The sequence below is a fragment of the Streptomyces sp. HB132 genome, assembly GCF_016909575.1.
Classification (GTDB): Bacteria; Actinomycetota; Actinomycetes; order Streptomycetales; family Streptomycetaceae; genus Streptomyces.
The window spans coordinates 15119-41063 of the sequence record NZ_JAFBGA010000009.1 but is presented as its reverse complement, the minus strand read 5'-3'; the positions used below and the strand labels follow the sequence as shown (position 1 = coordinate 41063).

General features: G+C 70.6%; 24 protein-coding genes. 7 read left to right on the top strand and 17 right to left on the bottom strand.

The genetic code is table 11. The annotated features are described in order from the left end of the window. Positions 1 to 101 precede the first annotated feature (101 nt). Together JOC24_RS20600 and JOC24_RS20595 are read right to left on the bottom strand one after the other, a co-directional pair. Entirely contained in the window at positions 102 to 2732 is a 2631-nt protein-coding gene (locus JOC24_RS20600; protein ID WP_205021823.1) for an ABC transporter permease/substrate binding protein, read from the bottom strand. Then, entirely contained in the window at positions 2725 to 3831 is a 1107-nt protein-coding gene (locus tag JOC24_RS20595) for a quaternary amine ABC transporter ATP-binding protein (RefSeq protein WP_205021822.1), read from the bottom strand. The genes JOC24_RS20600 and JOC24_RS20595 overlap by 8 nt, the downstream gene beginning before the upstream one ends. A gap of 262 nt (positions 3832 to 4093) precedes the next feature. On the opposite strand from JOC24_RS20595, the gene JOC24_RS20590 reads away from it, so the two are divergent. The 4 genes from JOC24_RS20590 (at position 4094) to JOC24_RS20575 (ending at position 7508) form a co-directional block, all read left to right on the top strand. Next, positions 4094 to 5002, top strand: coding sequence for a 5'-3' exonuclease (locus JOC24_RS20590; RefSeq protein WP_205022045.1), 909 nt, complete (start codon positions 4094 to 4096; stop codon positions 5000 to 5002). 65 nt (positions 5003 to 5067) lie between these two features. Further along, a complete protein-coding gene (locus JOC24_RS20585; protein WP_205021821.1) occupies positions 5068 to 5910 on the top strand; it encodes a siderophore-interacting protein in 843 nt (280 codons plus the stop codon). Positions 5911 to 6171: 261 nt separating this feature from the next. Beyond that, positions 6172 to 6756 carry a sigma-70 family RNA polymerase sigma factor gene (locus JOC24_RS20580; protein WP_205021820.1) on the top strand — a complete coding sequence of 195 codons (585 nt, stop codon included), beginning with the start codon at positions 6172 to 6174 and terminating at the stop codon, positions 6754 to 6756. Beyond that, positions 6753 to 7508 carry an anti-sigma factor gene (locus JOC24_RS20575; protein ID WP_205021819.1) on the top strand — a complete coding sequence of 252 codons (756 nt, stop codon included), beginning with the start codon at positions 6753 to 6755 and terminating at the stop codon, positions 7506 to 7508. Before JOC24_RS20580 ends, JOC24_RS20575 begins: the two co-directional genes overlap by 4 nt. A gap of 71 nt (positions 7509 to 7579) precedes the next feature. Here the strand turns inward: JOC24_RS20575 and JOC24_RS20570 are convergent, their stop codons facing one another. The 5 genes from JOC24_RS20570 to JOC24_RS20550 are packed head-to-tail and all read right to left on the bottom strand — an operon-like array spanning position 7580 to position 13104. Further along, on the bottom strand, positions 7580 to 8392 hold the full coding sequence (locus JOC24_RS20570) for a DUF1295 domain-containing protein (protein WP_205021818.1): 813 nt from the start codon (positions 8390 to 8392) through the stop codon (positions 7580 to 7582). After that, positions 8389 to 9774, bottom strand: a complete 1386-nt coding sequence (locus JOC24_RS20565; protein ID WP_205021817.1) for an SAM-dependent methyltransferase — start codon at positions 9772 to 9774, stop codon at positions 8389 to 8391. Before JOC24_RS20565 ends, JOC24_RS20570 begins: the two co-directional genes overlap by 4 nt. After that, positions 9771 to 11057, bottom strand: a complete 1287-nt coding sequence (locus tag JOC24_RS20560; RefSeq protein ID WP_205022044.1) for a class I SAM-dependent methyltransferase — start codon at positions 11055 to 11057, stop codon at positions 9771 to 9773. Before JOC24_RS20560 ends, JOC24_RS20565 begins: the two co-directional genes overlap by 4 nt. A gap of 53 nt (positions 11058 to 11110) precedes the next feature. After that, positions 11111 to 11836 (bottom strand): DUF1365 domain-containing protein, encoded by a 726-nt coding sequence (locus JOC24_RS20555; RefSeq protein WP_205021816.1) that lies wholly within the window; start codon positions 11834 to 11836, stop codon positions 11111 to 11113. Further along, positions 11833 to 13104: an NAD(P)/FAD-dependent oxidoreductase gene (locus JOC24_RS20550; RefSeq protein WP_205021815.1), complete on the bottom strand. Its 1272-nt coding sequence runs from the start codon at positions 13102 to 13104 to the stop codon at positions 11833 to 11835. Before JOC24_RS20550 ends, JOC24_RS20555 begins: the two co-directional genes overlap by 4 nt. A 157-nt stretch (positions 13105 to 13261) precedes the next feature. On the opposite strand from JOC24_RS20550, the gene JOC24_RS20545 reads away from it, so the two are divergent. The 3 genes from JOC24_RS20545 to JOC24_RS20535 all read left to right on the top strand — a co-directional run bounded on the left by JOC24_RS20545 (position 13262) and on the right by JOC24_RS20535 (position 16372). Further along, positions 13262 to 14890 carry a molybdopterin-dependent oxidoreductase gene (locus JOC24_RS20545; protein ID WP_205021814.1) on the top strand — a complete coding sequence of 543 codons (1629 nt, stop codon included), beginning with the start codon at positions 13262 to 13264 and terminating at the stop codon, positions 14888 to 14890. A gap of 69 nt (positions 14891 to 14959) precedes the next feature. Further along, entirely contained in the window at positions 14960 to 15607 is a 648-nt protein-coding gene (locus JOC24_RS20540; protein ID WP_205021813.1) for a fasciclin domain-containing protein, read from the top strand. Positions 15608 to 15898: 291 nt separating this feature from the next. After that, the gene (locus JOC24_RS20535; RefSeq protein WP_205021812.1) at positions 15899 to 16372 is read left to right on the top strand and encodes an SPW repeat protein; all 474 of its coding nucleotides are present in this window, start codon (positions 15899 to 15901) and stop codon (positions 16370 to 16372) included. Positions 16373 to 16463: 91 nt separating this feature from the next. On the opposite strand, the gene JOC24_RS20530 is transcribed toward JOC24_RS20535, so the two are convergent. From JOC24_RS20530 to JOC24_RS20485, 10 genes are all read right to left on the bottom strand, one after another. Next, positions 16464 to 19292 (bottom strand): DEAD/DEAH box helicase, encoded by a 2829-nt coding sequence (locus JOC24_RS20530; RefSeq protein ID WP_205021811.1) that lies wholly within the window; start codon positions 19290 to 19292, stop codon positions 16464 to 16466. 49 nt (positions 19293 to 19341) lie between these two features. After that, the gene (locus JOC24_RS20525; RefSeq protein WP_205021810.1) at positions 19342 to 20232 is read right to left on the bottom strand and encodes a diacylglycerol kinase; all 891 of its coding nucleotides are present in this window, start codon (positions 20230 to 20232) and stop codon (positions 19342 to 19344) included. A gap of 18 nt (positions 20233 to 20250) precedes the next feature. Beyond that, complete coding sequence (tatC, locus tag JOC24_RS20520) at positions 20251 to 21213, bottom strand: twin-arginine translocase subunit TatC (protein WP_205021809.1); 963 nt, start codon at positions 21211 to 21213, stop codon at positions 20251 to 20253. A 46-nt stretch (positions 21214 to 21259) separates the two neighbouring features. Further along, positions 21260 to 21556, bottom strand: a complete 297-nt coding sequence (gene tatA / locus JOC24_RS20515; protein WP_205021808.1) for a Sec-independent protein translocase subunit TatA — start codon at positions 21554 to 21556, stop codon at positions 21260 to 21262. Between the two features lie 213 nt (positions 21557 to 21769). Then, positions 21770 to 21964 (bottom strand): hypothetical protein, encoded by a 195-nt coding sequence (locus tag JOC24_RS20510; protein WP_205021807.1) that lies wholly within the window; start codon positions 21962 to 21964, stop codon positions 21770 to 21772. A gap of 23 nt (positions 21965 to 21987) precedes the next feature. Continuing rightward, positions 21988 to 22263 carry a hypothetical protein gene (locus JOC24_RS20505; protein WP_205021806.1) on the bottom strand — a complete coding sequence of 92 codons (276 nt, stop codon included), beginning with the start codon at positions 22261 to 22263 and terminating at the stop codon, positions 21988 to 21990. 37 nt (positions 22264 to 22300) lie between these two features. Further along, positions 22301 to 23257 carry a helix-turn-helix transcriptional regulator gene (locus tag JOC24_RS20500; protein WP_205021805.1) on the bottom strand — a complete coding sequence of 319 codons (957 nt, stop codon included), beginning with the start codon at positions 23255 to 23257 and terminating at the stop codon, positions 22301 to 22303. Positions 23258 to 23272: 15 nt separating this feature from the next. Next, positions 23273 to 24226, bottom strand: a complete 954-nt coding sequence (locus tag JOC24_RS20495) for a helix-turn-helix transcriptional regulator (protein WP_205021804.1) — start codon at positions 24224 to 24226, stop codon at positions 23273 to 23275. A 115-nt stretch (positions 24227 to 24341) separates the two neighbouring features. Further along, positions 24342 to 24716 (bottom strand): FKBP-type peptidyl-prolyl cis-trans isomerase, encoded by a 375-nt coding sequence (locus JOC24_RS20490; protein WP_031099446.1) that lies wholly within the window; start codon positions 24714 to 24716, stop codon positions 24342 to 24344. 63 nt (positions 24717 to 24779) lie between these two features. Beyond that, positions 24780 to 25757 (bottom strand): FKBP-type peptidyl-prolyl cis-trans isomerase, encoded by a 978-nt coding sequence (locus JOC24_RS20485; protein ID WP_205021803.1) that lies wholly within the window; start codon positions 25755 to 25757, stop codon positions 24780 to 24782. Positions 25758 to 25945 lie beyond the last annotated feature (188 nt).

Genomic DNA, 25945 nt, shown 5'->3' with positions numbered 1-25945 from the left:
GGGAAACCCTCGGGGACTCCTCAGACCAGCCTGAAGGGGACGGCCCCGGTTCGCTACCGGGACCGCCCCCTTCGGTGGTGACGGGATCGTGGATCAGCTGATCAGCTGCCGACGGGCGTCAGCTTCGCCACCACGTCCGGGTTGGCGTCCATCCAGCGGCGGGCGGACTCCTTCTCCTCGCCGGCGCCGCCCTTCTGGATCTCCACCTCGAGCGAGGCCAGCTGCGCCTCGCTGAGCTTGAAGTCCTTCAGCCAGCCGGTCAGCTCCGGGAAGTCCTTGGCGAAGTCCTTCTTGGCGACCGTGTGGATCTGCTCGCCCTCGCCCCAGGCACCCTTCGGGTCCTTGAGCTTCTTCAGGTCGTGCTGACCGTAGGCCCAGTGCGGCGACCACAGGGTCACCACGACCGGCTCCTTCTTCTTGATCGACCGGTTCAGCTCGGCCAGCATCGAGGAGGTGCTGGAGGAGACCACCTCGTACTCGCCCTCCAGGCCGTACTCCTTGAGCACCTTCTTGTTCAGCGTGCCCATCATCCCGGCGCTGGACTCGATGCCGATGATCTTGCCGTCGAACTTCTTGCCCTGGCCCTTGAGGTCCTCGAGCGAGTCGATGCCCTTGACGTACGAAGGAACCGTCAGCTCCAGCGACGTCGGCCCGTACCACGAGCCGAGATCGGTGAGGTTGTCCTTGTACCGGTTCCAGTAGTCCTTGTGCGTGGTGGGCAGCCAGGAGTCGAACTGGACGTCCAGCTGGCCCTGGGCGAGACCCGTGTAGAGGGGGCCCGGGTCGAGCTGCTTGACCGTGGTGCTGTAGCCGCGGTCCTCCAGCATGTTCTGCCAGAGGTAGGTGCTGGCGATGGCCTCGTCCCACGGGAAGTACCCCATGTTGACGGTCTTCCCGGCGTCCTTGCCCTGCTGGGAGCCGCCCGCGCCGCCCGGCACCGGGGCCAGCTTGTCGACGACACCGGAGTTCTTCTTCAGCCAGTTGCGGACGCCGTCCTGCTCCTTGCCCTGGCCGGCGTTCTGGATCTCGTTCTCGAGGCTCGTGAGCTGCTTCTCGGTGAGCTTGAAGTCCTTGAGCCACTTGGCGACGGCGGGGGCCTTCTTCGCGAAGCCCTTGTGGGCGACGGTGTGGACCTCTTCGCCCTTGCCCCAGGCACCCTTGGGGTCCTTGAGCTTCTTCAGGTCGTGCTTGCCGTAGGCCCAGTGCGGCGACCACAGGGTCACCACGACCGGCTCCTTCTTCTTGATCGACCGGTTCAGCTCGGCCAGCATCGAGGAGGTGCTGGAGGAGACCACCTCGTACTCGCCCTCCAGGCCGTACTCCTTGAGCACCTTCTTGTTCAGCGTGCCCATCATCCCGGCGCTGGACTCGATGCCGATGATCTTGCCGTTGAACTTCTTGCCCTGGCCCTTGAGGTCCTCGAGCGAGTCGATGCCCTTGACGTACGAAGGAACCGTCAGCTCCAGCGACGTCGGCCCGTACCACGAGCCCAGGTCGTCCAGCTGGTCGCTGTACTTGTCCCAGTAGTCCTTGTGCGTGGTGGGCAGCCAGGAGTCCGTCTGGAAGTCGATGTCGCCGCGGGCGACGCCGGAGTAGAGCGGACCGGCGTCGAGCTGGGTGATCCCGGTCTCGTAGCCGCGCTGCTCCAGGATCTCCTTCCACAGGTAGGTGGAGGCGATGCCCTCGTCCCAGGGGATGTACCCCAGGTTGATCTTCTGGCCCTTGCCGACGTCGGCGCTGCCGGCCTGGTCGGCCTTGGAGTCGGTGGAGCCGGCGATGTTGAGTCCGCCCGCGATGAGCGCGAGCACGACCACACCGGTCATCGCGACGGCGGTTCCCGGCTTGTAGTGGGCGAACTTGAGCCGCCGCGCACCGGCGGCGACCTTGGCGGCCGCCCGGCGGCCGAGCGGGGAGACCCGCTCGTTGAGCGCGCCGGTCATCCGGTCCAGGTACATGGCGAGGATGACGACGGCGATCCCGCTCTCGGCGGCGAGGCCGACCTGGAGCTGGGTGATCGCGGCGTACACCTTCTCGCCGAGGCCGCCGGCGCCGGCCATGCCGCCGATGACGACCATCGACAGGGCCAGCATGATGACCTGGTTGATTCCGGCCATGATCGTCGGCAGGGCGAGCGGCAGCTGCACCCGGGTGAGGGTGTGCTTGGGCGAGGTGCCGAAGGCCTCGGCGGCCTCGACCAGTTCGCTGTCGACCTGACGGATACCGAGCTCGGTCATCCGGACGCCGGGCGGCATCGCGAAGACGATGGTGGCGATCACGCCGGGGGTGACACCGACGCCGAAGAACATGACGCCGGGGATCAGGTAGACGAAGGCCGGCATCGTCTGCATGACGTCGAGCACCGGTCGCAGCGCGGCGCTGACCCTGCTGTTACGGGCCGCCCAGATACCCATGGGCACGGCGATCACGATCGTGATGACGGCTGCCACGACGACCAGCGAGAGGGTCGCCATCGCCTCGTCCCAGAGGGCGAGGGAGTCGATGAGCGCGAAGCCCGCGAAGGTGGCGACGGCGGGGATCACCCCGCGCAGCCAGAACGCGATGACGGCGAAGATCCCGGCCATCAGCAGGGGCTCACCACCGCCCAGCACGGCGTTGACGCCGTCGTACATGCCGCCGAGGACGGTCTTGATGAAATCGAAGATCCAGGTGAGGTTCGACTGGAGCCAGTCGACCGCGTCCTCGACCCAGCTGCCGAAGGAGAGCCTAGGCACCGGCGATCACCTTCTTGGCCTCGTCCCGGGGAGCCGGCACCTGAGTGTCGGCCCGGGGCTCCACCTGGGGTTCCTCGCCGAGCGCGGCGAGCAGCCTCTCGCGCGGGACGACGCCTATGACGTCGCCCTCCTCACCGGTGACGGCGACGGCCGCCCCGCTGGTGGAGAAGGGGACGAAGAGCTCGGCTATGGGAGTCTCCGACTTCACCGTCGCGGGTGCCTCGGCCAGCAGCTCCTTGTGGGAGCGGCCCGCCTCGGGCGCCTCCATGATCGAACCCGCCGTCAGCACCCGGGAGCGGTCGACGTCCTGGATGAAGGACGCGACGTAGTCGTTGGAGGGCCGGACGAGGATGTCCTCGGCGGTGCCCTGCTGGACGATCTCGCCGTCCCGCATCACTGCGATGCGGTCACCGAGGCGCATGGCCTCGTTGAGGTCGTGGGTGATGAAGACGATCGTCTTCTTCAGACGCTTCTGCAGTTCGAGCAGCTGGTCCTGCATGTCGCGGCGGATCAGCGGGTCGAGCGCGCTGAAGGACTCGTCCATCAGCAGGAGATCGGCGTCGGTGGCGAGCGCGCGGGCCAGGCCCACACGCTGCTGCATGCCTCCGGACAGCTCGTCGGGCCAGGACTTCTCCCAGCCGGCGAGACCGGTCAGCTCAAGTGCCTGGGCGGCACGTGCCTCCCGTGCGGCCCGCGGGACGCCCTGGACCTCCAGGCCGTACGCGGCGTTCTCCAGCACGCTCCGGTGAGGGAAGAGCGCGAAGTGCTGGAAGACCATGCTGATCTTGGTGGAGCGGACCGAGCGCAGGTCACGGGGGCTGAGCGCGGTCAGGTCCTGACCGTCGAACAGCACCCGGCCGGCGGTGGGCTCCAGCAGACCGTTGAGCATCCGCAGCAATGTGGACTTCCCTGAGCCGGAAAGCCCCATGACGACGAAGATCTGGCCCGGCTCCACGGTGAAGGAGGCGTCGATCACCGCTGCGGTCGTTCCGTCGGCGCGCAGCTCGTCGCGGTGGGTACCGCCTTCGAGCTTCTGCACGGCTTGATCTGGTCGTCTGCCGAACACCTTGTACAGGTGCTCCGCTTGCAGCCTTGACACATACACCTCACGCGTTGAACCGAATCGGTCTGCCACCCCCTCCGGCAGACCGTGGAGCGGTGCGGGTCGGTCCGCAGAGCACGGGCACTTGTTGAAAAATGGACGTGGTCCGCTCCGATGCCGCGCCTGCCCGCGCTTACGCGAACCAAACACTTGTGTGACCCAGTTCACTTCGGAGGTCGGGGATCGCGGGAACCGCACGCCCACCCGGCCCGCCGTGTCGGTGGGGTGCGGCATGATCGGTGGTGTGACGCGACGCCTGATGCTCCTCGACACCGCCTCCCTCTACTTCCGCGCGTATTTCGGCGTCCCGGACTCGGTGCGCGCACCGGACGGAACCCCGGTGAACGCCGTGCGCGGCCTGCTCGACTTCATCGCCCGTCTCGTGCAGGACCACCGGCCGGACGACCTGGTGGCCTGCATGGACGCCGACTGGCGCCCGCAGTGGCGGGTCGACCTGATCCCGACCTACAAGGCCCACCGGGTGGCCGCCGAGACCACCGCGGGCCTTCCCGACGAGGAGGAGGTCCCCGACACCCTCTCCCCGCAGGTCCCGGTCATCGAGGCCGTGCTGGACGCGCTGGGCATCGCCCGGGTGGGCGTCAGCGCGTACGAGGCCGACGACGTGATCGGCACACTGGCCGGCCGCGCCACCGGTCCCGTGGACATCGTGACCGGTGACCGCGACCTCTACCAGCTGGTCGACGACGCCCGACAGGTGCGGGTGCTCTACCCGCTGAAGGGCGTGGGGACGCTCCAGGTCACGGACGAGGCCTGGCTGCGCGGGAAGTACGGCGTGGACGGCGCCGGGTACGTCGACCTGGCCCTGCTCCGCGGCGATCCGAGCGACGGGCTGCCGGGCGTACCCGGTATCGGCGAGAAGACGGCGGCGAAACTGCTGGACGCCTTCGGCGACCTGGCCGGCATCATGGCCGCGGTGGACGATCCCGCGGCACGGCTCACCCCCTCGCAGCGCAAGCGGCTCGACGAGGCCCGGGACTACGTGGCGGTCGCCCCGAAGGTCGTCCGTGTCGCGGGCGACGTCCCCCTGCCCGCATTCGATCCCGCACTCCCCCGGGAACCGCGCGACCCGGCGGCCCTGGAGGCACTCGCGGCGCGGTGGGGTCTGGGGAACGCCCTGCAGCGCCTGCTTCTCACGCTCCAGGCGTAGAGTGCTAGCTTAGGCAAGCCTAACTACGTAGAACCTCGTATGTCGCCCAGAGCAGGGAGAACCTCGTGGCAGAGCGGCCGCAACGCCGGACACCGAAGGCGCAGGGGGCGCAGGTTCTGCGCACCGAGCAGATCACCCCGCACATGGTGCGTGTGGTCCTCGGTGGCGAAGGCCTGGCCGATTTCGCCCTGGCGGGCTTCACCGACCACTACATCAAGCTGTGCTTCGCACCCGAGGGCGCGGACTACGCCCACCCCTTCGACATGGCCGCGATCCGGGAGGGCTACCCGCGCGAGCTGTGGCCGACGACCCGGACGTACACGGTGCGCTCCTGGGACCCCGTCGCCCGGGAGATGGCGGTCGACTTCGTGGTGCACGGCGACGAGGGCCTCGCGGGCCCCTGGGCGGCCCGGGCACTCCCCGGCGACCAGGTGACCTTCCTGGGACCCGGCGGCGGTTACGTCCCGAAGGCCACGGCCGACTGGCACCTGCTGGTGGGCGACGAGAGCGCCCTGCCCGCGATCGCCGCGGCACTGGAGCACATGCCCGAGGGCGCGTCGGTCCACGCGTTCGTGGAGGTGGCGGACCCCTCGGAGGAGCAGAAGCTCGCGGCGCCCGAGGGCGTCTCGGTCACCTGGCTGCACCGCGGCGGCCGCCCGGTCGGAGAGGCGCTCGTCGCGGCGGTGAGGGGTCTGGAGTTCCCCGACGGCGAGGTGCAGGCGTTCGTCCACGGCGAGGCGGGCTTCGTGAAGGAGATCCGGCGACACCTCCGCCTGGAGCGGGGCATCCCGCTCGGACAGCTGTCGATCTCGGGATACTGGCGCCTCGGCCAGAACGACGACGCGTGGCGTGCGGTCAAGCGCGAGTGGAACGAGCAGGTGGAGCGCGAGCAGGAGAACGCCGCCTGAGGGTCCTCCCCCTTCGTCGCGAGCCCGGTCGCCGTCCCGACGGCGACCGGGCTCCGCGCGTTTCCGGGGCGACCGGGGCCACCGGGGCGACCGGGGCGACCGCCCACGCTCGTCCCCCGTTCGGGCGGGGCAGCGCAACCCGTTGCCGTACGCGTGTTCGAGGGCGAGGCGTGCGAAGATGTCCGACCGCGCACCAATCCGCAGGGCCGCCGGCTCCGAATCACCCAGGAAACCGATGCGTGCTCCGGGAGGAACGTCCGCGTGAGAGAAGCCGTACACATCAGCGGGATCCCCTCAGCAGGGCCCGACCTTCAGGAGCTGCTCGTCCAGGTCGCCCGGGGTGACCAGGATGCCTTCACCCGGGTGTACGACCAGGTCAGCGGCCCGGTTCTCGGCCTGGTACGGAGTGTTCTCCGCGATCCGGCCCAGTCGGAGGAGGTGGCGCAGGAAGTGCTCGTCGAGGTCTGGCGCACCGCTCCCCGCTTCCAGCCGTCCCGCGGCAGCGCCATGAACTGGGTACTGACGCTCGCCCATCACCGGGCCGTGGACCGGGTCCGTTCCGCCGAGGCGACGTCCGCGCGGGAGCACAAGGCCGCGTTGCTCGACCGCACGCCGGAGTTCGACGAGGTGTCCGAGCAGGTCGAGAGCCGGCTGGAGAGGGAACAGGTCCGGCGCTGCCTGCGGACGCTGTCCGAGCTGCAGCGGGAGTCGGTGACGCTGGCGTACTACCGCGGACTCACCTACCGCGAGGTCGGCGAGCTGCTGTCCGTTCCGCTGGGAACCATCAAGACACGCCTGCGCGACGGGCTCATCCGCCTGCGCGACTGCCTGGGGGTGAGCGCATGAGCACGGCCGAGCTCCACACACTGACCGGGGCCTACGCCCTGCACGCGCTGCCGGAGGACGAACGCCTCGCGTTCGAGCGGCATCTGGGTGCCTGCGAGGCCTGCGCCCAGGAGGTGCGCGAGCTGTCCGCCACCGCTGCCCGGCTCGGGCTCGCGGTCTCGGCGGTCCCGCCGCCCGCTCTCCGGGACCGGGTGCTGCGGGAGATCACGACCGTGCGGCAGGAGGCGCCCTCCCACCCGCGGGGTTCCCGCGCCGCGGCGTCCCGCGGACGCGCCGGCCGCTGGTCGACGTATGCGCTGGCCGCCTGTGTCGCCGCCGCCGCCGCTTTCGGCGGGGTCGCCGTGTGGCAGAACCAGGTCGCCCAGGACGCCCGGCAGGAGGCGGCCCGGGCCCAGCTGCACAACGAGCGGGTGGCCCAGGTGCTGACGGCGTCGGACGCCACGACCAGCGCGTCGGACCTGGCGGGCGGGGCCCGGGGCACGGTCGTGGTCTCGAAGAGCGTGAACAGGGCGGTGTTCCTGGCCTCGGACATGGCGCCTCCGCCCGGCGGCAAGGTGTACCAGCTGTGGTTCGACGACGAGGGCACCATGCGCTCCGCTGGTCTGATGAACCCGTCGGCCTCGGACGACACGGTGCTGCTGGACGGGCCGGTGGACGGTGCGTCCGGCATGGGCATCACGGTCGAACCGACGGGCGGATCCGAACAGCCGACCTCTGATCCGGTCGCGCTGATGGACTTCCAGGACGCCTGAGCGGCCCCCGGAGACGGGTGTGCCCCCGGCCTCGTGTTCGAGGCCGGGGGCACACCCGTCTCCGGCTTGGTTCAGCTCCGGCGGAGCGTGCCGGGCGGCAGGGGGAAGAAGCCGCTGGTGCGGGCGACGTACTCCGCGTACCCGGGCCGTCCCTCCATGTGCCGCTCCAGCAGGGCCTTGCCGCTGCCCATCGTGAGCAGGAGGCTCATGACGACGGGCGAGACGAGGGTGGCGGCCGCCACCACGGGGTCGGCGCAGACGACGAGGAAGAGCCCCCACCAGACGCAGAAGTCACCGAAGTAGTTCGGGTGCCGGGTCCAGGACCACAGCCCCCGGTCCATGATCCGGCCCTTGTTCGCCGGGTCCCGCTTGAACCGGGCCAGCTGGGCGTCGCCCACCGCCTCGAATCCGAGCCCCACGGCCCACAGCGCCGCGCCCGCCCAGGCCCATCCGTCCAGCGGCCCCGGCAGGTAGTGACCCGCCTGCACGGGAAGGGAGATGAGCCAGACCAGCGCGCCCTGCAGCAGGTACACCTTGCGCAGGGCGTACAGGTCCGGATCGCCCGGTGCCTTCGCGAGCATGGCCTCGTAGCGCGGGTCCTCCCCGTGGCCGCGGCCCCGCCGGCCGATGTGCACGGCCAGCCGCAGTCCCCAGGCGGCGGTGAGCGCGGTCATCAGGAGCCGTCGTCCGTCGTCCCCGTCACCGGCCGACGTCGCGTACGAGGCGAGGGCGACGGCCGCGAAGCCGAGGCCCCACGCCACGTCGACGATCCGGTGCATGCGCTTGCGCAGGGCGATCACGAACGTGACGAGCATGACGGCGAGGGCGGCGCCCGCGGCCGCCGCCAGGTTCAGCGCGAACGCGTGCCAGGCGAAGCCGTTCACCGGACGGCCCCCGGACGCTGCCCGGCCATCGCCGGTTCGGCGGGGCCCTGACCGGCTACGGCGCCGAGTCCCGCGTACCAGCCGTGCCGGGTGGCGGGCATATCCACCGCCCCCGTCTCGTCGGGCCGCACCGAGAGGATCTGGTCGACGCCCATACGCCGCTCCTCGAAGGCGAGGGCGCCGCCCACCAGGTAGAGGCGCCACACCCGGGCGGTCTCCTCACCGACCAGGGCGACGAACTCGGACCAGCGCTCCTCCAGGGTCCGGTGCCAGGCCTCGACGGTCAGTACGTAGTGCTCGCGCATCGACTCCACGTCACGGACCTCCAGCCCCGCCCCTTCGAGGAGCCCGACGGTCTCACCGAGCGGGCGCATGTGCATGTCCGGCGCGATGTACGACTCGATGAAGGCTCCGCCGCCGGGGGCGGTCGAGCCGCGCGACATCTGCTGGACCAGGGCCCGCCCCCGCGGCCGGAGCACGGAGTGGAGCAGCGCCGTGAAGGCCGGGTACTCGGCGTCCCCGACGTGCTCCCCCATCTCGACGGTGGAGACCGCGTCGTACGCGCCCTGGAAGCCGGGCAGGCCGGCGACGTCGCGGTAGTCGCAGGTGTGCACCTCGACGAGATCCTGCAGACCGCGCTCCTCCACCTGTGCGCGTACGTACGCCGCCTGCTCCTTGGCCAGGGTGACGGCGGTGACGCGGACGCCGTGCCTGCCCGCCGCGTGGAGGGTCAGGGACCCCCAGCCGCAGCCGATGTCGAGCAGTCGCGCGCCGGCCGTCAGCCCGAGCTTGCGGCAGATCAGTTCGAGCTTGTCCCGCTGGGCGTCGGCCGGCCCGTAACCGGGGCCGAAACCGGTCCAGTAACCGCAGGAGTAGGCCATGGTCTCGTCGAGCAGCAGGGAGTAGAAGGCGTTGGACAGGTCGTAGTGGTGACTGATGGCGGCCCGGTCACGAGCCTTGCTGTGGAGCGCCCCGCTGAGCCCGGCGCGGGCGGCGGGGACGGGCGGGCGCGGGCCGACCGCTCCCAGGCGCAGGGCGGTGCCGGCCGCCCGGAGACGGTCGGCGAGCCCGGGGCGGGGAAGTCCCAGCCCCTGCTCCCGTGACGCGCGGCGCATCGCCCGCAGTCCGTCCGGGAGGTCGTCGGCGATGTCGATGTCACCGGTGATGTACGCCTCGGCCAGGCCGAGTTCGCCCGGCTGCCAGAGAAGTCGGCGCAGCGCCCGGCGGTTACGGATGTGCACCGTGGGAGCGTCCTTCGGGCCGGTCTCGCTTCCGTCCCACATCCTGAGCCGGACCGGCGGCGGACCGCCGAGGAACTGCTCGATGACCGGCGCGATCCGCTGCGCGGCTCCGGTGCCCGGGGTGTCGGTAAGGGTGTTCACGCGGTGTCCTCATGGGTCAGGAGCATCTGCTGCACATCGAGATAGCCGGACCGGAAGCCGGCCTCGGAATAGGCGAGGTAGAAGGTCCACATACGGCGGAACGTCGCGTCGAAGCCGAGGGCGTCGACCTGGCCGGCCCGCTGCTCGAAGCGTTCCCGCCACAGCCTCAGGGTCTCGGCGTAGTGCATGCCGTACGTGCTGCGCTGTCTCATCCGCAGGCCGGTGTGCGCGGTGGTGACGCGCTCGACGGCCTCGGTGGAGGGGAGGATCCCGCCCGGGAAGATGTACTTCTGGATCCAGGTGTAGGTGCTGCGGCTGGCCAGCATCCGGTCGTCCGGCATGGTGATCGCCTGGAGCGCGATCCGGCCGCCGGGGGCGAGGCAGCGCTCCAGCGTCCTGAAGTACACCGGCCAGAAGTCCACACCGACCGCTTCGATCATCTCGACGCTGATGACCGCGTCGTATGTCCCGGTGACGTCCCGGTAGTCGCAGAGCCGCACGTCGACCCGGTCCTCGTGCCCGGCCTCGCGGATCCGGCCCCTTGCCAGCTCCTGCTGCTCCCTGGAGAGGGTGAGGGTGGTGACCCGGGCGCCCCGCGCGGCGGCGCGCAGCGCCAGTTCGCCCCAGCCCGTGCCGATCTCCAGCAGTTCGGTGCCGTGGCCCACGCCGGCCAGGTCGAGCAGGCGGTCGATCTTGCGGTGCTGGGCGGCGGGCAGCAGTTCCTGCTCGGCCGGGAACCCCCGGAAGACGGCGGACGAGTACGTCAGCGTGTCGTCGAGGAAGAGGGCGAAGAGGTCGTTCGACAGGTCGTAGTGGTGACTGATGTTGTCGCGGGAGCCCTCGGGGGTGTTGGCCTGCGCGGCGGGCTGCCGCAGCGCCCACAGGCTCCGCAGCCTCTGCAGCGGTGCGGGGACGAGCTCGGCCGCGTTCCCGGCGAGGACGGAAAGGACGCCGACGAGGTCGGGTGACTCCCACTCGCCGGCCATGTAGGACTCGCCGAAGCCGATGAGCCCGCTCGCGCCGATCCGCCGGAAGAACGCGTCGGGCCGGCGGATCTCCATGAGCGGTCCGCCCAGCCCGATGCTGTCGCGGCCGGCGAGCCGGGCGCGCAGCGGAAGCCTGGAGAGTGCGTTCCGGACGAGCCGTTCGGCCACGGCGGTCCTGAGCCCGGAGGCACGTGGCTGGGCGGCGACATCGGGCCACCGGCCCGGGTCCACGCCTCGGGATGGAGCTGCGACGGCCCGGGTCTGGGCCGGGACGGTGCCGCGACGGGCCCGGGCCACCGCCGAGGTGGGCGAGGTGGGAGGGGTGGGAGAGGTGGGCGAGGTGGGCACCTTCACTGCATGCCTTCCTGGGTGCGATGACGGGGACGGGGCTGCACGGGCAGCCGGCGGAGGAACAGCCGGATGCCGTGCAGCCGGATGGCGGCGGATACGACCGCGGTGGAGAAGGGGTGGCGCAGGAACAGCCGGAGGAGTTGGGCGGGCGTACCGGGACGCCTGGTGCCGCGTACGGTCGCGGTGAACGGGCGGGCGCCCTCGCGCTCCAGGTGGACCGTCAGGTCCAGCCGCGGACCGGGCTCGGGGAGCCGCATCCGGTAGCGGCCGTCCACCGGGAAGAACGGCGAGACGTAGAAGTCCTTCTCCGTCGTCGCACGCCCCGCCTCGTCCGTCCGCAGCAGGTAGCAGTGCCGCTCCCCGTACGTGTTGTGCACCTCGGCGACCACACAGAGCGGGCTGCCGTCCAACTTGCGGCACCAGTAGACGGTCAGGGGATTGAAGACGTGGCCGAGCACCCGGGCCTGGGTCAGCATGGTGACCGAGCCGCCGGCGAGATCGACGTCCCGGGTGCGCAGGAACTGTTCGAGTCCGGCACGCACGGTGGGCGCCGTACCGCCGAAGTGGTCGCGTGCGTCGAAGCCGGCCAGCGGACGCAGCGGGGCCGGGAGCCGCGGCGGGTCGTCCGGGTCCACGAGCCACAGGTAGGTGCGGTGCCTCAGGCCGTATCTGCGGGGCGCGGTCCGCACGTGGGTGATGGTGCACGGGTAGAGGGCGCTGCTCACCAGGCCACCCCCAGCGCGGCGGCGGCCTCGACCCCCGAACGGCAGCCGTCCTCGTGGAACCCCCAGCCGTGGTACGCCCCCGCGAACGCGGTGACCGGGCCCGAGAGAGCGGGCAGCCGTTTCTGGGCGGCGACCGATTCCGGAGTGAAGACGGGGTGTTCGTACACCATGCGGGCCCGCACGAGGCCGGGGTCGACGCGGTCGGCCCCGTTCAGCGTGACGACGAACCGCTCGGGGGCGTCGAGCCGCTGGAGTCTGTTCATGTCGTAGCTGACGGTGACCCGGTCGGCGTCGGCGGCGCAGGAGGGCATCAGGTAGTTCCAGGACGCGGCGGCCCCCCGGCTGCGCGGCAGCAGCGTGGTGTCGGTGTGCAGCAGCGTGGGGTTGTGGGAGTAGCGGAACGCCCCGAGGGTGCGCCTCTCCTCGTCGGTGGGGTCGGCGAGGAGCCGGAGCGCCTGGTCGGGGTGGGTGGCGACGACGACCGCGTCGTACTCCTCGGTGGTGCCGTCCTCGGTGACTATCTCCACGCCGTCGCTGTGCCGGCGCACCGTCCTGACCGGGGTGGCCGTCCGCACGGAGTGCACCTGCTTGGCGATGCGCTCGACGTAGGAGCGTGATCCACCGGTGACGGTCCGCCAGACCGGCGAGTCGCCGATCGAGAGCATCCCGTGGTGCTCCAGGAAGCGGAAGAGGTAGCGGGCCGGATAACGCAGGGCGGTCACCGGGTCGCAGGACCAGACCGCGGAGACCACGGGGGTCAGGAAGTGCGCGCGGAAGTACGGGGAGAAGCCGCCGCGCTCCGCGAACTCGCCCAGGGTCATCACCCCGGTGCCCTCGGGCATGGCGAGCAGTGCCCTGGCCGCGCGGTGGAACCGCACCACCTCGGTCAGCATGCGCAGGTACGGGCCCCGGAGCACGGACCCGGGCCGGGCGAACAGCCCGGCGGCGCCGCGCGCTCCCGCGTACTCGAGACCGCACCCCTCACAACGCACGGACATGCTCATCTCGGATTCCCGTGTGGCCACTTCGAGCTCGTCGAAGAGCCGCAGGAGATGCGGGTACGTCCGCCGGTTGTGCACGATGAACCCCGAGTCGACGCGGTGTGTCCGGCCGTCCGTCGAGCTCAGGTCGTGGGTGTGGGCGTGCCCACCGGCACGCGGGTCCGCTTCGAAGAGCGTCACGTCGTGCGCCCTTCCCAGGACGTACGCGGAGGTCAGTCCCGCCACCCCGCTGCCCACTACGGCTGTGCGCCGCCGCTCCCCTGCCATTCGCTTCCCTCCGGTGTCACCTGCCTGGCCGGGGCCCTACGGGAGTGCCCCTCAGAGGTCATTCGAGACAGAGACCGCCGCGGATTGGCCGATGATCGGACTTCCTTCTATCGAGTGAAGGACCAATCCGCCGGGAGATCAGCGTCGAACCCCCGGTGTGAGAACAGACCGAGACGTTTCGCAGAAGCAACGGGCCTCCGGGGCCCGGCGCTCCCGCTGGGCACGCGCCGCGTTCGCCGCGCTCAGCGGTCTGATCGCCGGGTTCACGGCCCTGTGCGTCGCCGAACTGGTCGCCGCCGCCGTACGTCCTGAGGCGGGTCCGGTCACGGCCGTGGGCGGGGCGGTCATCGACCGCACTCCCGCGGCCGTCAAGGACTTCGCCGTACGGAACTTCGGCACGGACGACAAGCTGGTGCTGCAGCTCGGGATCCTCGTCCTCCTGGCGCTCTTCGCCATGGCGGTGGGAATCCTCGCGCTGCGGCACCGGTGGACCGGCGCTGCGGCCGTACTGGTCTTCGGCGTGGTCGGGGCAGTGTCCGCGGCCGGGCGGCCCGAGGGCCGGCCGGGCGACGTACTGCCTTCGGTCGTGGGCGCGCTGGTGGCCGCGGGAGTGCTGTATCTCCTGGCAGGACGCCTCGCCCCGGTCCCCGTCCCGCCTCCCGCGGCTGGGGAGACGGACAGCGGGGAACGGGGCACCTTCGACCGCCGCGGCTTCGTCGTCGCGGCGACCGCCGCCGCGGCGGCCTCGGCCGGTGCGGGACTCCTGGGCCGCAGGCTCCAGGCGTCCCGACTGGCCGGGGTCTCCGCCTCACGCGGCGACGTCGTGCTCCCGGCTCCGGCGTCGCCCGCGCCCGCGATCCCGGGCGGAGCGGATCTGGGCATCCGGGGTCTGAGTTCCTTCACCACCCCGAACAAGGACTTCTACCGGGTGGACACCGCTCTCGTGGTCCCGCGCGTCGATGCGGACAAGTGGCGGCTGCGGATCCACGGCAAGGGGGTGGCGCGACCCGTCACCCTCAGCTTCCAGGACCTCCTGGGGCGCGAGCTCGTGGAGCGCGACATCACGCTGACCTGCGTGTCCAACCAGGTGGGTGGTCCCTACGCCGGCACAGCCCGGTGGATCGGCGTACGTCTGGCGGATCTGCTGAGCGAGGCCGGGGTGAAGCCCCCGTCGAAGGGCGGGCCCGCGGACCAGATCGTGGCGCGTTCCGTGGACGGGATGACGATCGGCACTCCGGTCGAGGAGGCCATGGACGGCCGCGACGCACTGCTCGCGGTGGGCATGAACGGCGAACCGCTGCCGTTCGACCACGGCTTCCCTGTCCGGATGGTCGTCCCCGGCCTGTACGGCTACGTCTCGGCGTGCAAGTGGATCCAGGACATCGAGCTCACGACCTTCGACGCGTACGACGCCTACTGGGTCAAGCGCGACTGGTCGCGGGAGGCGCCGATCAAGACCCAGTCGCGCATCGACACGCCCCGCCCCTTCGCCGCACCGCGAGCCGGGACGATACCCGTCGCCGGGGTCGCATGGGCCCAGCACCGGGGCATCGCCCGGGTCGAGGTCCGGGTCGACGGCGGCGAGTGGCACACCGCGCGACTGGCCGCGGAGGCCGGGCGCGACACCTGGCGCCAGTGGGTGTGGGAATGGCCGGCCACGACCGGCAACCACACCCTGGAGGTCCGTGCGACGGACCGCACCGGCGCCACACAGACCAGCGAACGGGTCGGCACCGTACCCGACGGTGCGACCGGGTGGCACTCGGTGGTGGTCGACGTGACCTGACTCCGCCCCGCCCGCCCAGTCCTCTCTTCCCTTTCCACAGTTGATCAACGATTCATTCAGGAGAACACCATGAACAACCGTCACCTTCGCCGCATCGCCGTCACCGCCGCCGCCGCCGCCATGCTGCCGCTCGCGCTGACCGCCTGCTCCAGCGACTCCGACAAGGCCTCGTCCGACTCCGGCGCGGACAAGGCGGCGTCGAGCGCGCCGGCCAAGGAGACCGAGAGCGCCGCGACCATGGACGAGCCGTTCGGACCGGGCTGTGCGTCGGTCCCGGCCGAGGGCGCCGGATCGTTCGACGGCATGGCCCAGGACCCGGTCGCCACGGCCGCCTCGAACAACAAGGACCTGTCCACCCTGGTCGCCGCGGTCAAGCAGGCCGGTCTTGTCGACACCCTGAACAGCGCCGAGAACATCACGGTGTTCGCCCCCACCAACGACGCCTTCGCCAAGATCCCGAAGGCCGACCTGGACAAGCTGCTCGCGGACAAGGCCGAGCTCACCAAGGTGCTCACCGCGCACGTGGTCGGCGAGAAGCTGACTCCGGCCCAGCTGGAGAAGGGCTCCTTCGACACCCTGGCCAAGACCAAGCTGACGACGGCGGGTTCGGGCGAGGAGTACACCGTGAACGACTCCTCGAAGGTCGTCTGCGGCAACGTCCCGACCGCCAACGCCACCGTCTACATCGTCGACACCGTTCTGATGCCGGCGAGCTGACCCACGGCCCGTCAGTGCGCTGACGGTCTGCCGGCGACGAGCCCCGAGGCCCCGTCCTCCGACCCCACGGTCGGAGGACGCGGGCCTCGGGGCTCGTGACGTCGTCGGGTGGCCGGCGCACGGACCGGCCGGAGACGGGGCGTACACCTTCTGCGCACCTCGACGAAAACGCAGGAATCCGCCACCGAGAAAACTACACATAAGGGGCACATAAGAGCACACTTGTCACGAGAGCACAGGGCCGCGTTCCTGACAGCGGTCGCTCCAGCAAGTGCGAAGGAGACCATCCTCATGAGTAACCTCTCACACACCGGAAGGGATGTGTCCGGTCGATCGGACACCGCCGGAAGGGACATCTCCAGGCACCCCGACGCGGATGAGATGCGGGCGCGCCACGACCGTGTGATGGGCGGCGGACGCACCACCGCGATGGCGGACGCACCGGTGTTCCTGCTCGGTCTGTACTGCGCGGTCTCGCCGTGGGTACTTCACTTCACCGCGAGCCAGCCCTCCCTGGTCACCCACAACCTCGTCATCGGTATCGCGATAGCCGTACTGGCACTCTGCTTCACCGCGATGCCCGAGCGGATGACCGGCATGGGCCTGGCCATCTGCGCGCTGGGCGCCTGGCTCATCGTGTCGGCCTGGGTCGTGGGCTCGAGCCCCGACATGGGCGTGATCCTCAACAACGTCATCGTCGGCGGACTGGCGGTCGTGCTGGGGGCTGTATGCGCGGGAGTCGCCGTGAAGAACAAGAAAACCTGAGGGGGTTCACGCACGAGCGGCCACAGGCGGAGAGGTCATCCGCCCGCGGCCGCTCATTCACGCTCAGGTCGACTCCGGTGCGCAGGACCACTCACCCCACGGAGCTGTAAGCCACCACACCCCGCAGCACCGCGTCGACGGCCTTGTGCGCGTTCTTCGCGACCGAACTCCCGTCACGGGGCGCGGCGGCCGCGATCTGGCCGAGTACGTCGATGACCTGCTTGCACCACCGCACGAAGTCACCGGCCGGCATCTCCGCCTCGCGGAGGACCTCGTCCAGCGTCCGCCCGGAGGCCCACATGTAGACCGCCCAGGCGAAACCGAGGTCGGGTTCGCGCTGGCCGACCCCTTCCGTCTGGCTGATCTTGAAGTCCTCCTCCAGGGCGTCGAGCCGGCCCCAGATGCGGATCATCTCGCCCATCGCGGCCTTGGCCGGTCCGGACGGCAGCTTGGGCGCGACCGCGTCGTCCGCCTGGCGCGCCTCGTAGACCAGCGCCGAGACGCACGCGGCGAGTTCGGCGGGGTTGAGCCCCTCCCAGACACCGTCCCGAAGGCACTCGCTGGCCAGCAGGTCGAGTTCGCCGTAGAGCCGGGCCAGTCGTCGGCCATTGTCGGTGACCTCGCTGCCCCGCAGATAGTCGAGCTCGGTCAGGAGCGCGACGATGCGGTCGAAGGTCCGGGCGATGGTGTTCGTCCGGCCCTCGATGCGGTGTTCCAACTGCCGCGTGTCGCGCTGCAGCCGGTGATAGCGCTCGGCCCAGCGGGCGTGGTCCTCACGCTCGTCGCACCCGTGGCAGGGGTGTGCGCGCAGCTCCGTGCGCAGCCGCGCGATCTCCCGGTCGTCGGCCGCGGCGGCCCGCTGCTTGCGGTGCCGTCCCGGGTCGATGTGGCCCGCCTTGCTGCGCAGAGCGGAGGCCAGGTCTCGGCGGGACTGCGGTGAGCGCGGATTGAACGACTTGGGCACCCTCATCCGCTCCAGCGCCTCGACCGGCACGGGAAAGTCGATGTGGGCCAGCCGCTTGACCTGCCGCTCGGCGGTGAGCACCAGGGGACGCGGTCCGTCGTTGTACTCCAGCCCGCGATGGCCGTTGGTCCGTCCGGCGGGCAGTCCCGGGTCGAGGACCAGGGCGAGTCCGGCGAACTTGCCGGTCGGGACGTGGATGACGTCTCCCGGCTTCAGCTTCTCCAGGGACGAGGCGGCGGCGGCTCGCCGCTGGGCCGCACCCTGCTTGGCCAGATCCGTCTCGCGGTCCTTGAGGTCACGGCGCAGCCGCGCGTACTCCTCGAAGTCTCCGAGGTGGCAGGTCATGCCCTCCTTGTAGCCCTCGAGGCCCTCCTCGTTGCGCTGGACCTGCCGGGAGATCCCGACGACGGACCGGTCGGCCTGGAACTGCGCGAACGAGGTCTCGAGCAGCTCGCGAGAGCGGTGCCGCCCGAACTGCTGCACGAGGTTGACGGCCATGTTGTACGAGGGCCGGAAGCTGGAGCGCAGCGGATACGTCCGTGTGCCGGCGAGGCCGGCGAGCGCGCCGGGGTCCATGCCCCGCTGCCACAGCACCACCGCGTGGCCCTCGACGTCGATGCCGCGACGCCCGGCGCGCCCGGTGAGCTGGGTGTACTCCCCGGGGGTGATGTCGGCGTGCTGCTCGCCGTTCCACTTCACCAGCTTCTCGAGCACCACGGAACGCGCGGGCATGTTGATGCCGAGTGCGAGCGTCTCCGTCGCGAAGACCGCCTTGACCAGGCCGCGGACGAACAGCTCCTCCACGACCTCCTTGAAGGTCGGCAGCATTCCGGCGTGGTGCGAGGCGATGCCCCGCTCCAGGCCCTCGAGCCACTCGTAGTAACCGAGGACGTGCAGGTCCTCGCCGGGGATGGACGCGGTCCGCTCCTCGACGATCTCCCGCACCAGCTGACGCTTGCTCTCGTCGTTGAGCCGGAGCCCCGCCTGCAGGCACTGCTGCACGGCCGCCTGGCAGCCCGCCCGGCTGAAGATGAAGGTGATCGCGGGCAGCAGCCCCTCGGCGTCCAGCCGGTCGATGACCTCGGGCCTGGACGGCGTCCAGATGCGGCTGCGCTGACGGCGCTCGCGTTCGCGGTCGGCCTCGCGCACCATCTTGCCGCGCCGGCGCTCGCGCGGGTTGTACCCCCGCTGGTTCTCCATCCGGGCGAGACGGACGAGGTCGGGGCTGACCTCGCGCCGTCCGGTGCCCCGGCCGCCGTGGTCGGTCTCCTCCTCGAAGAGGTCGTACATCCTGCGCCCGGCCATGACGTGCTGCCACAGCGGCACGGGCCGGTGTTCGGAGACGATCACCTGCGTGTCGCCGCGGACGGTGTCCAGCCAGTCGCCGAACTCCTCGGCGTTGGACACGGTCGCAGACAGGGACACCAGGGTCACGGACTCCGGCAGGTGGATGATCACTTCCTCCCACACGGCGCCCCGGAAGCGGTCGGAGAGGTAGTGCACCTCGTCCATGACCACGTAGCCGAGGCCGGTGAGCGCCTGGGAGCCCGCGTACAGCATGTTGCGCAGGACCTCGGTCGTCATGACGACCACGGGTGCGTCCGCGTTGACGCTGTTGTCACCGGTCAGCAGACCGACCTTGTCCGCGCCGTAGCGCCGGGCGAGATCGGTGAACTTCTGGTTGGACAGGGCTTTGATCGGCGTGGTGTAGAAGCACTTGCGGCCCTGCAGCAGGGCCAGGTGAACGGCGAATTCACCGACGATCGTCTTGCCCGACCCGGTGGGGGCCGCGACCAGCACCCCCTTGCCGGCCTCGAGGGCCTGGCATGCCTCGATCTGGAACGGGTCCAGTCCGAATTCGTACATCTCGCGGAAGGGCCCGAGGGCGGTGGCCTGCTCGGCCGCACGGACCCGGGACGCCTGGTATCGCTCAGCTGGTGAGAGGTCCTCTGTCATCTTGATACGAGCCTACCCGCCCCGTATGACAGTCAGCCCGATCTTTGTTTCACGGTGCGAGGACCCTGACCGCACCGGGTACGCAGGTCGCCCTGAGCGGCAGCGCGCCCAGCGGCTCGCCGTCCGCGTACGCCGTGACACCGGCCGAGGCCAGCTCTATCGAGGAGACCCGGTGCACGGTGACCTTCGGGTGTCCGAGGTGCGTCCCCCTGTACACCTTCGGGAACACCTTGAGCAGGGTGGTCCGGCTGCAGTCACCGACCACGGTCACGTCGAAGAGCCCGTCGTCCATGACGGCGTCGGCGCAGATCCGCATGCCGCCGCCGTACGTGCTCCCGTTGCCCACCGCGATCAGAGTCGCCTCGACCTCGGTCTCCGGGCCGCCGTCCAGCCTGACGCGGTAGGGGATCGGGCGGAAGGCCGCCAGCTCGGCGAGGATCGCCAGGTCGTACTTGAAGCGCCCGCCGGCCCAGCGCATCCGGTTCCCCCGGTCGTTGACCCGTGAGTCGAAGCCCGAGGCGAGCACGGAGCCGAACCAGCGTTCACCGACACGGCCCAGGTCGATCGTGCGCATCGTCCCGGCCTTGAGCGCCTCGGCGGCCAGCCGGCCGGCGGCGGCCGGATCGCGGACCGGCAGCCCGAGGGCGCGGGCGAAGTCGTTGCCGGTGCCCACGGCCACGGCGCCGAGCGGCGTCGTGGTGCCGGCGACGGCCTGCAGGGCGAGGGACATCATGCCGTCCCCGCCCACGGCTATCAGCGCTCCGGTCCCGAGTGCCACGGCCTCACGGGCCCGCCGCAGCGCGTCGTCGGCGTCCTCGCCGAGAACCGTCCGCACGGAGAAGCCCGCGTCCCGCAGAGCCGAAGCGGCCGGCTGCGCGGCACGCGCGCCCCGGCCGCTTCCCGCGGTGGGATTGACGAAGAGGGTGATCTCGCTGGTCACCCGCGGGACCTTACAAGGTCAGGTGATGTCGTCGTAACCGTTGAGCCTGCGGGACCGGCCACCGTCGGCTTCACCGTCGGCCTGCTCGGGCAGGGCGGCACGGGTGGACACGGGCTCGATCGCGCCGACGGCCTCGGGGGTGAGGTCCAGCGTCGACGCCTCGTCGTCGTCGAGCTCGGCGTCGGGGTTGTTGCGGCGCTTGCGCTTGTCGTTGAGGAGGGAGAACCCTGTGGCCATGAAGTAGAAGGCTGCGAGCGGCCCCGCCAGGATGAGCATGGACAGCGGCTCACCACCGGGCGTCGCGATCGCCGCGAACGCGGTGAGACCGACGATCATGCCTCGCCACCAGCCCAGCATCCTCTTGCCCGACACGACACCGGTCAGGTTCAGCGCGACGAGGAGCAGCGGCAGCTCGAAGGCGAGACCGAAGACGATGACCATCCTGGTCAGCAGGTCGAGGTAGCTGTCGAGGGCGATCTGGTTCTGGACGTTCGCCGGGCTGAACCCGAGCATGATCTCCGCGGTCTGCGGAAGGATCGCGTAGGCGAGGTACCCGCCCGACAGGAACAGCGGAGCGCCGAGTACCACGAAGCCGTACGCGTAGCGCTTCTCGCTTTTGTGCAGCCCGGGCGCCACGAAGGCCCAGAGCTGGAAGAGCCATACCGGGGAGGCGAGCAGCACACCCGACATGAGGCCGACCTTGAGGGCGTTCGTGAAGGGGCCCATGAGGGTGTCCGTCTTCACGACGGCGCAGGGCTTGCCGTCCACGGCCACGACCACGCCGTCCTCGCAGCCCACCGAGGTGAGAAGCGGGCTCAGAAGGAAGTCGTAGATCTCCTTCTGGTAGAAGGCGGCGACGATCGTCACCACGCCGATGGCCAGGACCGACTTCAGCAGCCGGTTGCGCAGCTCACGCAGGTGATCGAGGAGGGGCATCCGCCCCTCGTCGTCCTTCTCCTGCTTGCGGGCAGACTTGAGCAACCCACTTCCCTCGTCTCGATCGGCAGCTGCCGGATTTGCGGAGCTGTCAGCTCTGGGTGGTGGGCTTGGGCTCGCTGACCGGACGGGCGCTGGTGACGTCTCCCGGAGCGGCCTGGATCGTGCGCGCGGTGGCCGCGGGCGGGGTGGTGTCCGCAACGGTCTCGGTGGTGGGCGCCGCCGGCTCCGTGTCGTCCTTCTTCATGGCCTTGGCCTCGCTCTTGAGGATGCGGGCCGACTTGCCGAGCGAACGCGCCATGTCGGGAAGCTTCTTGGCGCCGAAGAGCAGCAGGATGACAGCGATGATCAGAATGATCTCGAGGGGCTTCAGATTCCCGATCGACATGTGCGCTTCCTTCTCACTGAGGCGTCTGGAGGGTGGGCTCGCCACCCGTTCGACCGGACGCATGTCCGGTTCGCGCTGGCAGCGATCGTAACCCGCAGGGGTAAACGCGAGGCAATGCCCGTGCGTACTCCCGCTTGCGGCCCACACCTCCCTGCCTGAGCCGCTCCAGCAGCGTACCCCCCGAACCGGTGAATCAGGAGGCCGCGCCCGTCGTCACAGGGCCTCTCCAGTATCGGCGAGCGTGCCGGCCGCTCGTTCGAGATCCTCCGCCGCCCGGTTGATCCGCCGCGTGGTCTCGGCGACCTGTCCGGCCAGCCGCTGTGCCTCGACGAAGACCTTGACGGCCAGCACGCCGAGCACGGCCAGACCGGCGAATCCCAGGGCGATGGCGAGCATGGGCCAGAACATGGGTGGATCTCCGGTGTCTCTCGTTACCGCAGGGCGGTGTGCAGGCGCAGCGTCCGCACCCCGCCGCCGCTGAGCAGCTCGATGATGCGCTCTCCGGCGGGCTTGCGGACCGCGGAACCGCACGCGGGGCAGGTGAAGGAGTAGAAGGTCGTACGGCGGCTGGCGCCTATCGCCAGCCGCAGCGCTCCCGCCCCGAGCTCGAACCGTTCACGGCAGTCCGGGCAGGCCGCCCGGAAGCGCATGGCGTCGTGCACCGGGAGCGGAACCGGTCCGGTCCGCGTGCTCGGTATCGGGGTCATACGGTTTCTTCCTCCTCGCTGCACCGGTGGCCGCCGCTCAGAGCGCGCCGTCGTAGGCGGCCAGCGCCTCACGCGCCGCCAGCCGGGCACTCTCGGCCAGGTCCGGGGGCGATGTGATGCGTCCCTCCCCGCCCAGCCGCAGGGCGAGTCTGCGCAGGGAGGCCGGATCGGGGGTGCGGAGCGTGATCCGCAGACCGCCGTCGGGCAGTTCCTCCGCGCTGTCGTGGGGGTAGTACTCGGCGACCCACCGGCCGCCGGGGCCGACCTCGATCACGACCTCCGGATCCTCGGCGGCGGGCTGCACCAGCCCCTCGGAGAGGTCACGCAGCTCCAGCTCCGGCGGGGCGGAGGGGGCGTCGAGGAGCCTGATCTCGGCGACCCGGTCGAGCCGGAACGTGCGCCGGGCCTCGGTGAGCCGGCACCAGCCCTCCATGTAGGTGCGGCCGACGGCGAACAGCCGGATCGGGTCCACCTCGCGCTCGGTCAGCTCGTCGCGCGCGGGCGAGTAGTAGCGCAGCCAGAGCCTGCGCCGCTCGGAGATCGCCCGGTCCACGTCTGCGAAGACGCCGCCCTCGGACTCGAAGGTGACCGAGAGCCTGGAGCTGGCCGCCCCCACCTCACCGGCCGCCGTCTCCAGTTTCGCGGTCGCGCGCACCAGCGCCTGCCGGTCGCTCTCCCGCAGGCCGGGGAGCGTGGCGACTGCACGGGCCGCGACGAGCAGGGCGGTCGCCTCGTCGGCGGCCAGCCGCAGCGGCTCGGCGACGTCGTCCGGGTTGTGCCACCAGATCCGGTCGCCGTCGGTGTCGATGTCCAGCAGGTCGCCCCCGCGGAAGCTGGTCCCGCACATGGGAAGCACGTCGAGGTCGGAGATCAGCTCGTCCTCGGTGATCCCGAAGGCCCGTGCCACGTCCTGGACGTGCGCGCCGGGGCGCTCGCGCAGGTAGGTGACGAGGGAGAGCATCCGCCGGGTCTGGTCGATCGCGTTCGTGGCCACGAGTACGGGTCCCCCTCAGTCCTTGGCCACGGCGCGCAGCCGGTCCATCACGTCGGCCCGCAGATCGTCGGGTCGGCTCACGATCACGTCGGGCCCGAACTCCACGAGCCAGGCATCCAGCCCGTGTCCGTACGGAATCTCCAACTCGTCCCAGCCGTCACCGAGTTCCCGTACGGATATGGCGCGGGAGCGCAGCGGATAGCCGGACCCGGCGCGCAGCCTGATCCGGGCGGTCCGGGTGGCGGTCTCCCCGGCCCAGCTCTCCACGGTCTCGCGGACGGTGACGGCGTCGGGGACCGGGGCGGTGAAGGCGGCGGCGCGGGAGCGGACCCGGCCCGAGATCCGGGACAGCCTGAAGACCCGCTCGGCGCCCCGGTCACGGTCCCAGCCGGCCAGGTACCAGTGGCCGCGCCAGCACTCGAGCGTCCAGGGCTCGACCTGGCGCTGCTCGGGACGGGCGGCGTTGCCCTTGCGGTAGTCGAAGGTGACCGGGCGGCGGTCACGGCAGGCGAGCATCAGCGGCTCGAAGGCGGCCTCGTGAACCGGGATACGGGGCTCGAGGGCGCTGTGCACCTCGTAGGTGTCCTCGGCCTCCGGCATGCCGGCGGCCCGCAGCTTCTGCAGGGCGCCGCTGGCGGCGCCGGCGAGGCGGGCCTGCTGCCACACCTTGGCCGCGAGCCCGAGGGCCGCGGCCTCCTCGGCGTCCAGGGTGATGGGGGGCAGCCGGTTGCTGTCGCGGCGCGCGAGATATCCGGTGTCGCCGTCCAGGTTCTCGACGGTCTCGATGATCAGGCCGAGTTCGCGGAGGTCGTCCTTGTCCCGCTCGAACATCCGGTTGAAGGACTCGTCGGAGCCCGCCTCCAGGTAGGCCTCGATGGACCCGCGGAGCTCACGCTTGCTGAGCGGACGCCGGGTACCCAGCAGACACAGTGCCAGGTTCATCAGCCGTTCGGCTTTGGCAATCGCCATCGACGCCCTTTCTCGACGTGCTCTCCGACCGTCGACCGTACCGCCCCGGGGTGTCCGGGCCAAAGCGAGGGCCCGTGCCTCGCGGCACGGGCCCTGACTGCTGTGGACGGACGGATCAGACGCCGACGAGGTCGCAGACGAAGATCAGCGTCTCGCCCGGGGCGATGGCGCCGCCACCCGCGCCGCGGTCGCCGTAGGCGAGGTGCGCGGGGATGGTCAGCTGGCGACGGCCGCCGACCTTCATGCCCTGGACACCCTTGTCCCAGCCGGCGATGACCTGGCCGGCACCGAGCTGGAACTGAAGCGGCGTGCCGCGGTTCCACGAGGCGTCGAACTCCTCGCCGGTGGAGAAGGCCACACCGACGTAGTGCACGGAGACGGTCTGACCCGCCTGGGCCACAGGTCCGTCGCCCTCCCAGATCTCCTTGATCTCGAGGTCGGCCGGCGGCTCGCCACCCGGGAAGTCGATCTCGGGCTTCTCGATGCTCACTGAATCGCTCCTAAAAAAATCTTGGGGACAACCGCACGAGTCTCGCACGGCTCACGCCACCGCTCAGACAGCGCCGAGGATGTCGACGACGAAGACCAGGTTGTTCTTGGCCAGCTCGTTCGACGGATCGGCACCGTAGGCCTGGCCCGGCGGAATGGTCAGCAGGACGCGGTCGCCGACGTGCTTGCCGACCAGTCCCTTGTCCCAGCCGGAGATGACTCCGCCGACGCCGATCGGGAAGGCGCTCGCGCCACCGTGGTCCCAGGAGGAGTCGAACTTCTTGCCGTCCTCCCACTTCACACCCGTGTACTGGACGACCAGGCCCTGTCCGGCCTTGACCTCGGCGCCGTCGCCCTTGATCAGCACCTGCTCCTGAAGGTCCTTCGGCGCCTTCTCACCCTTGGGAACGGTGATCGTCGCGGCCTTCTGCGGCTGGGCCTTCACCTCGGGCGTGCCGGGCTCGCTCGCGGCCTGCGTGCCCTTCGCCTCGGCCTTCTTGTCGACCTTCTTGGCGTTCACGATGTCGACGACCCAGATCAGCGGATCGGTGGGCTTGATCCCGGACTGCGGGTTCAGCTGGTCGCCGACGATCGTCTCGGCCGTGCCCTCGACCTGGACACGGCTGCCGACCTTGTGGCCGGTCAACGCGTCAGCGACCTTGGTCGGCAGCATCTGCCCCTGCTGGCCGATCTCCTGCACGACCTGCGCACGGGGGGCCTTCGGGTCGGCGCCCTGACGCTCGGCCCAGGTGGAACCGAGCGCCTCGATGTTGCCGGCGAAGTCCAGGCGGACGATGTCGCCCTTCTTCACCTCGGCACCGTCACCTGCGGAGACGTCGTCCACGGCGACCTTGTCGGACACCTTGGCGCCCTTGGGCACCTCGATCTTGGGCTCGGCGCCGAACTTCCCGGACACCTTGGCGACGGTCCCCGACTTCGGTGCGTCGTCGTCCTTGGCGTCGGACCCGCAGGCGGCGGTGAACAGCAGAGCGGGCACAACCAGTACGGCGGCGGCTCGCCGGGCAGTTTTCGTGGGGTTCATCAGTCCAACTCGCGAGTAGGGGGCTCCGGGCACTCCCGCCACTCTACGACTTCGTCCCAGCGGCATCACGAGTACCGACACAGCTGTACGCCGGGACAGGTTCACCCCGGCGTACAGTGAGCCCCTTTTCGCAGGCGGGCCCGCTTCCCTCAGTGGCCGCACCAGGAGTCGGGAGATCGAAAGGACAC

Excerpts from the sequence above, each read along its gene's own strand:
- JOC24_RS20535 (WP_205021812.1), top strand. The coding sequence starts at position 15,899 with ATGAGTAACCTCTCACACACCGGAAGGGATGTGTCCGGTCGATCGGAC.
- JOC24_RS20505 (WP_205021806.1), bottom strand. The coding sequence starts at position 22,263 with ATGACCCCGATACCGAGCACGCGGACCGGACCGGTTCCGCTCCCGGTG.
- JOC24_RS20510 (WP_205021807.1), bottom strand. The coding sequence starts at position 21,964 with ATGTTCTGGCCCATGCTCGCCATCGCCCTGGGATTCGCCGGTCTGGCC.
- JOC24_RS20495 (WP_205021804.1), bottom strand. The coding sequence starts at position 24,226 with ATGGCGATTGCCAAAGCCGAACGGCTGATGAACCTGGCACTGTGTCTG.
- JOC24_RS20540 (WP_205021813.1), top strand. The coding sequence starts at position 14,960 with ATGAACAACCGTCACCTTCGCCGCATCGCCGTCACCGCCGCCGCCGCC.
- tatA (WP_205021808.1), bottom strand. The coding sequence starts at position 21,556 with ATGTCGATCGGGAATCTGAAGCCCCTCGAGATCATTCTGATCATCGCT.
- JOC24_RS20575 (WP_205021819.1), top strand. The coding sequence starts at position 6,753 with ATGAGCACGGCCGAGCTCCACACACTGACCGGGGCCTACGCCCTGCAC.
- JOC24_RS20590 (WP_205022045.1), top strand. The coding sequence starts at position 4,094 with ATGCTCCTCGACACCGCCTCCCTCTACTTCCGCGCGTATTTCGGCGTC.
- JOC24_RS20485 (WP_205021803.1), bottom strand. The coding sequence starts at position 25,757 with ATGAACCCCACGAAAACTGCCCGGCGAGCCGCCGCCGTACTGGTTGTG.
- JOC24_RS20530 (WP_205021811.1), bottom strand. The coding sequence starts at position 19,292 with ATGACAGAGGACCTCTCACCAGCTGAGCGATACCAGGCGTCCCGGGTC.
- JOC24_RS20550 (WP_205021815.1), bottom strand. The coding sequence starts at position 13,104 with ATGGCAGGGGAGCGGCGGCGCACAGCCGTAGTGGGCAGCGGGGTGGCG.